The sequence below is a fragment of the Rothia sp. HMSC062H08 genome, assembly GCF_001810775.1.
In the GTDB taxonomy this organism is placed as follows: domain Bacteria; phylum Actinomycetota; class Actinomycetes; order Actinomycetales; family Micrococcaceae; genus Rothia.
Genome location: NZ_KV802663.1, coordinates 1 through 6,304, shown reverse-complemented (window position 1 = coordinate 6,304; position 6,304 = coordinate 1). Strand labels below are relative to the sequence as shown.

General features: G+C 55.9%; 4 protein-coding genes. 2 read left to right on the top strand and 2 right to left on the bottom strand.

Annotated elements, in window-relative coordinates:
- Positions 1-205: 205 nt before the first annotated feature.
- On the bottom strand, positions 206-1,069 hold the full coding sequence (locus HMPREF2765_RS02755; protein ID WP_049359221.1) for a hypothetical protein: 864 nt from the start codon (positions 1,067-1,069) through the stop codon (positions 206-208).
- A 319-nt stretch (positions 1,070-1,388) separates the two neighbouring features.
- Positions 1,389-1,859 carry a DUF4190 domain-containing protein gene (locus HMPREF2765_RS02745; protein ID WP_049338167.1) on the bottom strand — a complete coding sequence of 157 codons (471 nt, stop codon included), beginning with the start codon at positions 1,857-1,859 and terminating at the stop codon, positions 1,389-1,391.
- 301 nt (positions 1,860-2,160) lie between these two features.
- Between HMPREF2765_RS02745 and HMPREF2765_RS02740 the strand changes: the two genes are divergently transcribed.
- Together HMPREF2765_RS02740 and HMPREF2765_RS02735 are read left to right on the top strand one after the other, a co-directional pair.
- Positions 2,161-2,445 carry a pyrophosphorylase gene (locus HMPREF2765_RS02740; RefSeq protein WP_005507345.1) on the top strand — a complete coding sequence of 95 codons (285 nt, stop codon included), beginning with the start codon at positions 2,161-2,163 and terminating at the stop codon, positions 2,443-2,445.
- A gap of 179 nt (positions 2,446-2,624) precedes the next feature.
- Positions 2,625-6,304 (top strand): DUF6531 domain-containing protein (locus HMPREF2765_RS02735; protein WP_141749076.1); only part of this gene is annotated, 3,680 nt, incomplete at its 3' end.

Genomic DNA, 6,304 nt, shown 5'->3' with positions numbered 1-6,304 from the left:
ACCACGGGAGCACCAAACGCATCAACGCCCCAGAAGACAGTGAGGAAAATACGCATGGTGGGTTCTCGTTTCGTGTGGTTGGTGAATATCCGGAAGCGCACCACCGGCAGGTGGCGTACCTTCCCCAAGGATACCCCGGCGGGCGAATCATCCTAGATCGTGCGCTTTGGTGCACAATGCTCCTCAACCCACGGGGCTCCACGGTTTAGTCTGCTGCAGGTTCAGCCTCCGGGTCCTCCTTGTCTTCCTCCTTAATGGTGATACCCACGGTGACGTACTGCTTCACCAGCCACCCAGTTGTCACCATCGATACCATGAAAAGTAGCGCGGGTAGCCACTCTGAACGGTTCAGCGTGTTGATCATGTACACCAACGAGATACAGCAAGACATCCCCACCATACCGACGCACACGACACGCAGGGTACGGTACCCCTCGGACCCCTCCTCAAAACGCGGGTGGTGCAGGTAGAAAAGACCATCGCGCACGAAGTATAGGAACCACGGGGTAAGGAGGAGCGTCAACGCCAGGGCAAGTGAATCATAGCTTGTAGCGGAGAGACTAATCAGGGGAACCACAAGGCACAGAACCGCAAAAATAGCCGCCGTCACAACACCCACACGGGTTGAGCGCCTATCCAGCTGTTCCATGCGCTGCAGGTCAGGGGCGCCGTTCTTGGGGTCGGTGCGTGTGGCTAGGACAAGGACGATATGCGACCCGGCAGCTATATACCAGGAAGCGAAGTTCGTTTCCGGGGTCCACGGAGTCGTATCCCCTTTGAGTACACCGAAAGCCGTAAGAACCGTCAGCACAATCAAGCCCACCGCGCTGAAGGAGAAAACAAAGATAAAGAAGTGGTGGAAAGGGCCACCGTTTGCTTTGCCTGCAATGCTTTCATCATGTGCCATGTCTAGAGCCAGGAGGGTCACAGGCCCCCCAACGAAGAATATCGCACCCCACGGCCAGTGTTCGACCATACCCAGCAATAGAGATGCGAGAGCCAAGAAAATAAAACTGAGCCACATGAAGAGAAGCCTGGGGTCGGTTATGGCATTGAGAAATGCGTTCATGCTATTTCCCTTTCAACTATTTGGACTCTGCCGCGGCGCGGTCGAGGATGCGCTGTAGGTGCTCCGGGATCCGTCAGTACTCCCCGGCCTCAGGGGAGGAAATCTCGTACGTGCGAGCATAGCAGAGGTTTTTGAGAAGGGTATCCATCTGGTCATAGTCACCGAACTCTACGAAGAGTTCCAGGATGTACTCCGTAGTCAAAGGCCATACCGCCCACGGAAGATACGGTTGAGGGGCGCCCGTAGGTACGGCGACTGCCGCGTGAACGAACACCCCTCCGTTTCGAAATAAGGTTGTTATCGGACCGTATGAATGGGTTTACTTGTCCATTTCGTAGACCCAGCCGCCAGCGTTGCAGTAACGCTTACCATCCTTCTCAATGATGTAGTAGCCGGGCTCGTGGTTCTCGCACTTCTGGATAACCTCACGGGCCTCTCGGTTAGACTTCTCAAGGTTCGCCGCACGAATCTGGAAGAAAGCAAAGGTCGCAATATACGCCACCAGAACCAGCACGAGAGCGGCAATCGCCATGCCCTTACCCTTGCCGGTGCCGTTCTTAACCATGACCAGAGCGATTACAGCGAAAATAATGGTCGGGATGGTCAGGAACGAACCAATAACAAGGATGCCGGTCAGAGCGGAAATAATACCCAGAACCAGTGCGGTTACTGCCGCCCACTTCTTCTTCGGAGCCTCGACGGGTGCGCCGTATGCGGGCTGTGCGGCGGGTGCCTGCTGGGTGAACTGCGGCTGCTGCGGTGCAACCGGCTGCGGGGTGTTTTCAGACATGAAAGTCCTCATTTCGTATGTGGTTGGTGATTCTATCGATAGGGTGCCACCCCAGTGGGCTGGCATTTCCTAAGGATACCGTAGCGGGAGAAATCCCTTGATGAGAGTAGATAAATGTATATGCACGCACTGTTGTGCAATGTCTACAATGAGAAATTTTTCTCGCAACAGGGCGCAGAGGGTGCGCTTTGCCGCGAAATAGTGTAATGTTCGAAGTGGTGCAAAGCACTAACGGTGCGTATTTGATATTCGCGTATCTAATGCACATCTTCCGGCAACTCAACGACGAAAGAGGAACATCGTGTCCGATCGCGTACTCTCATCGCAGGCAGCCAAGGATGCCATTACTGCTCTCCAGAACATCATCAATGGCGGTCTGCAGAACGAAATCAACAACCTCAACCAGCAGGGTAACCAGCTGAAGGACCCCAACAACTGGGACGGCCCCCTGGCTGAGCGTTTCCGCAATGACACCTGGCCCGGCGTAGAAAACACCCTGCGTAACCTGACTCAGGAACTGACTGACCTGCGCGAGCAGCTCAACCAGATTTCTACCGATATCTTCCAGGCAGGTGGCGGCTCCTAAGCCTTCCCTGGTAAACGCCGTTTACCGCCCCGCTCCCCGGCTACGGGGCGGTGAGCGGTAGGCGGCGTTTTCTGTTATTCGGTTATACCCACGTTGTTTTCCAGGCATGGTGTACATGTCTGTCTACATCTGTTTAATCACCACACTTCCGTACTAACCACACCGAAAGACAACAGAGCATGAATCTGAATACTGAAAAAGTCAAGTACGATGATGCTACGTCGGATGCCCTCGCCAATGCCTGCCGCACCGTCGCGCAGAATATTGATAATGCATTACCCCCTCTTAAGAACTCACTGACAACGGCTCTGGAGGAGTTTAAAGGTCACTACGCCGATGTTGCGGCGGCAAATATTGATACCACCATTAGCGATGGTCGTGATATCGCCAGCATCTTCCGTCAACTGGCTGATGTGGTGGATCGCCTCAAAGAGTCAGCTCATAAGGAAAATGAGAACCGCGACCTTATGTACCACTATGAGCATGACCTGGGTGGTTTCCGTAAATGGTGGGTTGAAACGTTCGGAGGTGAACCGCCTAAGCCGACATCGTATAAGCCGGATACCTCGATTGACACCACATCGCTAGGTCATCGTGAGAGTACTGAGACCCGCTCAGGGAGTATGACTGTTTCTTCGGCGCGCCCTTCGACTGTGCGTGCTCTCTCCAATACTTTGGCGAACCTTGGTACTAGCTTTGATGCTGAGCCTGGCAAGCTCCGTAACTTGTCTACAGAGTTTATGGTTAAGTGCCAGTGGGGCTCCGTCGATGCTGAAAATCTCATCAGCACGTTTGAAGCGTGGAATAAGTCGAACGCTAATGATAAGACTTGGCTGGGCATCGTAGCCGATACTTTTGAAAAGTACGGTAGCTCGAGTCAGATTATTACCGTTGCTAATTCCACTCTGGAAGGTGCAATTAGTGCAGCTGGCGTTAGTACTGAGCGCCATGATTTGGAAGTTCCAGCGCCGGCTGTAGTAGGAATGTCCACTACCAGCGGTTATGTGAATGACCCTGTGAACGTTGCAACCGGTAACTTCATTGAAGAAGAGACCGACATGGCGTTCTCCGGCGTGGTTTCTGCTTGCTCTGTAACTCGCATGTACAACAGCGTGGCTGTCTTCGGTCAGCACGCTGTATCCGGTGTGTTCGGTGCGGGCTGGTCCTCGAATATTGAGAGCCGTGTGCAGCTGAACGTTGAGAATGCTGTCTGGACGATGGCTGACGGTCGTGAGGTTACCTTCGACCGAATGATTCGTGAGGACGGCACCCACGGCTATGCTCGTGCCCCGCGTGAAGCGTGGTGGCTTGAAGAGCTGCCCCTTACCCAGCTGATGGGTGAAGAGGGCTCTATTGCTGACCCCTCCCTGCGCTATATTTTGCACGCTACGGACTATGACGCCTCGTCCCTGCTGCGTATCTCTGACAACTCTGGAACCCAGCACATTTTCAGCCTCACTGGTGTTTACCTGGGTATGAGCGCTGGGGCAGGTACTGCTGTCGCATACCTGCGCGATGAAGAGGGTCGTGTTCGCGCTATCGTGCATCAGCGCGGTGCACGTATCAACGTGGAGTACACCGAAGGCGGCCTTGTCGGCGCTATTCATTCTTCTCGTGGGCAGTCGGTGCGTTACGAGTACGTTACCCTTGATGGTCGTACCCACCTGTGCGCTGTACACGGTGACGCCGGTACCCGCCGTTATGAACATGACGCTGCCGGCCTGATTCACCGCGTGGTGGCTAGTGCCGGCGCTGTTGAGGTGACGAACTACTACGACCCTGCCGGCCGTATTACTGAGCAGGACACTGAATACGGTCGTCGTGTTCGCTACCGCTACCTGCCGAACGGTATCACTGACGTTTCTAACGAAGACGCCTCCTACACGAACCTGTGGGTCAATGACCAGTACGCACGCCTGACCGCCATTGTCGACGCGGAAGGTGGGCGTACTAGCTATGCCTACGATGACTTTGGCAACCGTGTGAGCGTGGTTGATCGTGATGGTTCCCGCACTACTCGCTACAGCGATGAGCGCGGCCGTATTATTCGCGAGGTCACCGATGAGGGCGCAGAAACCCTCTTCGCGTATGACGAGCATGACCGCGTGGTCTCCGTGGCGATGAGCGCTATTGAGACGGATCCGCGTGCCCGCCGTGCCGCCCGTCTGGCTCGTCGTGCCCGCCTGGAGGCGGAGGCTCAGGGCCGTACCCTCGATGAGGCTACTTCGGGGCAGGAGTCTGCCCAGAGCCCTGCCGTAAGCCCGATGACTACGGTGACTTACGAGTACGCGAATGATTTTGAGCGTAACCCCTCTTCTATGACCGACGGCAACGGTCATGTGACCCGTTTTGAGTGGGCTGACGGCCTGCTGCAGCGTGTGGTGAGCCCTGAGGGTGTTACTGTCTCCTTGGAGTATGACGAGTGTGGTCTGCTGACCGGTATTCGTAATGCTGAGCAGCAGCTGACCCGTTGCGAGTACTCTGCTGCGGGTCACCTGGTGAAGATTGTTTCTGCTCTTGGGCTGGAGACTGAGTTCACCTATGATTCTGCCGGTCACATGGTGTGCCGTCAGGACCCGGATGGTTCCCGCTGGCGTTTTGAGTACGCTGCTGGCGGTCGTCTGGTGGCTTCGGTGGACCCTGCTGGTGCTCGTACCGAGTACGAGTACGGTCCGAGCGGTGACATTGTTGCCGTGGTTGACCCGCTGGGCCGCCGCATGGAGCGTTCCTTTGATACGAACGGCAATATTGACCGCATTACCCTGCCTGGTGGTGCGCAGTTCAGCTACGCCTACGATGGCTTGATGCGCCTGGTTCGCACCATTGACCCCGCCGGTGGTGTATGGACTCGCGAGTATGATGCCGCGAGCACCCTGACCGCATTGATTGACCCGACCGGTGTGAGTGTACGTACTTCCGTTGATTCCTCGCGCAAGACATTCACCACTAATGATGGTGTTGATCGCGTGCGTATCTCGTGCGACCACCTGGGTCGCCCGGTGCGTACCGAGGTTCTCTCCGAGGATTCTGGCCCGCAGGTTAGTGCAGATGCTGACGACCCGACTGTCTCCACGATGGTTTATGACGGCGCGGGTAACCCCGTACAGGTTCTGGACGCTGAGGGCGGTCTGAGCCGCTACGAGTACAACGGCTCGAACCAGATGGTGCGCATGGTTTCCCCTGCAGGTCGTGTGACCGAGTACAGCTACGATGCGTGCGGTCGACTGGCTGCAACCTATGAGGCTGCCGGCACTGCTGAGCAGTCTGTGACTCGCTACGAGTACGACGCTGATTCCCGTCTGATTCGCCAGGTGTACGGTGACGGTTCTGAGGCACGCGTTCGCTATGACGCGTGCGGTCGTGTGCTGTCCATTACCGGTTCTGGTGTGGCTTCTCCGGTGTTCTACACCTGGGATTCTTGTGGCCGTGTGAAGAGTATCCGCGATAACAAGTGGGGTACTCGTTCGTTCACCTATGATGCCGCTTCTCAGGTGGTTGCGGTGACTAATGGTGCCGGTGGCGTGACCCACTACCGTTATGACGAGGCGGGTAACGTTACCTCTGTGATGGACCCTGCCGGTCGTATTACCAGCTACGAGTATGACCTGATGGGCAATGTTCTGGCGGCAACCAATCCGCTGGGTGTGCGCACTACCTCTACCTATGATGCTGCCGGTCGTCTGCTGACCAGCACTGACGGTAATGGTGCTGTACATTCCTTCGGTTATGACCGTGACGGTGTTCCCTGTTCCCATTCGGTGAATGGCTCTTTGCTGTACCGTATGGAGCGTGATTCTGCGCGCCGTACGATGACGACTTATGATCACGCGGGCGTTGATGCGTTTGGTGCTCCCGTGGT

What these genes read in the sequence shown, in the direction of transcription:
- HMPREF2765_RS02755 (WP_049359221.1), bottom strand. Translation starts at nt 1,069, where the DNA reads ATGAACGCATTTCTCAATGCCATAACCGACCCCAGGCTTCTCTTCATG.
- HMPREF2765_RS02745 (WP_049338167.1), bottom strand. Translation starts at nt 1,859, where the DNA reads ATGTCTGAAAACACCCCGCAGCCGGTTGCACCGCAGCAGCCGCAGTTC.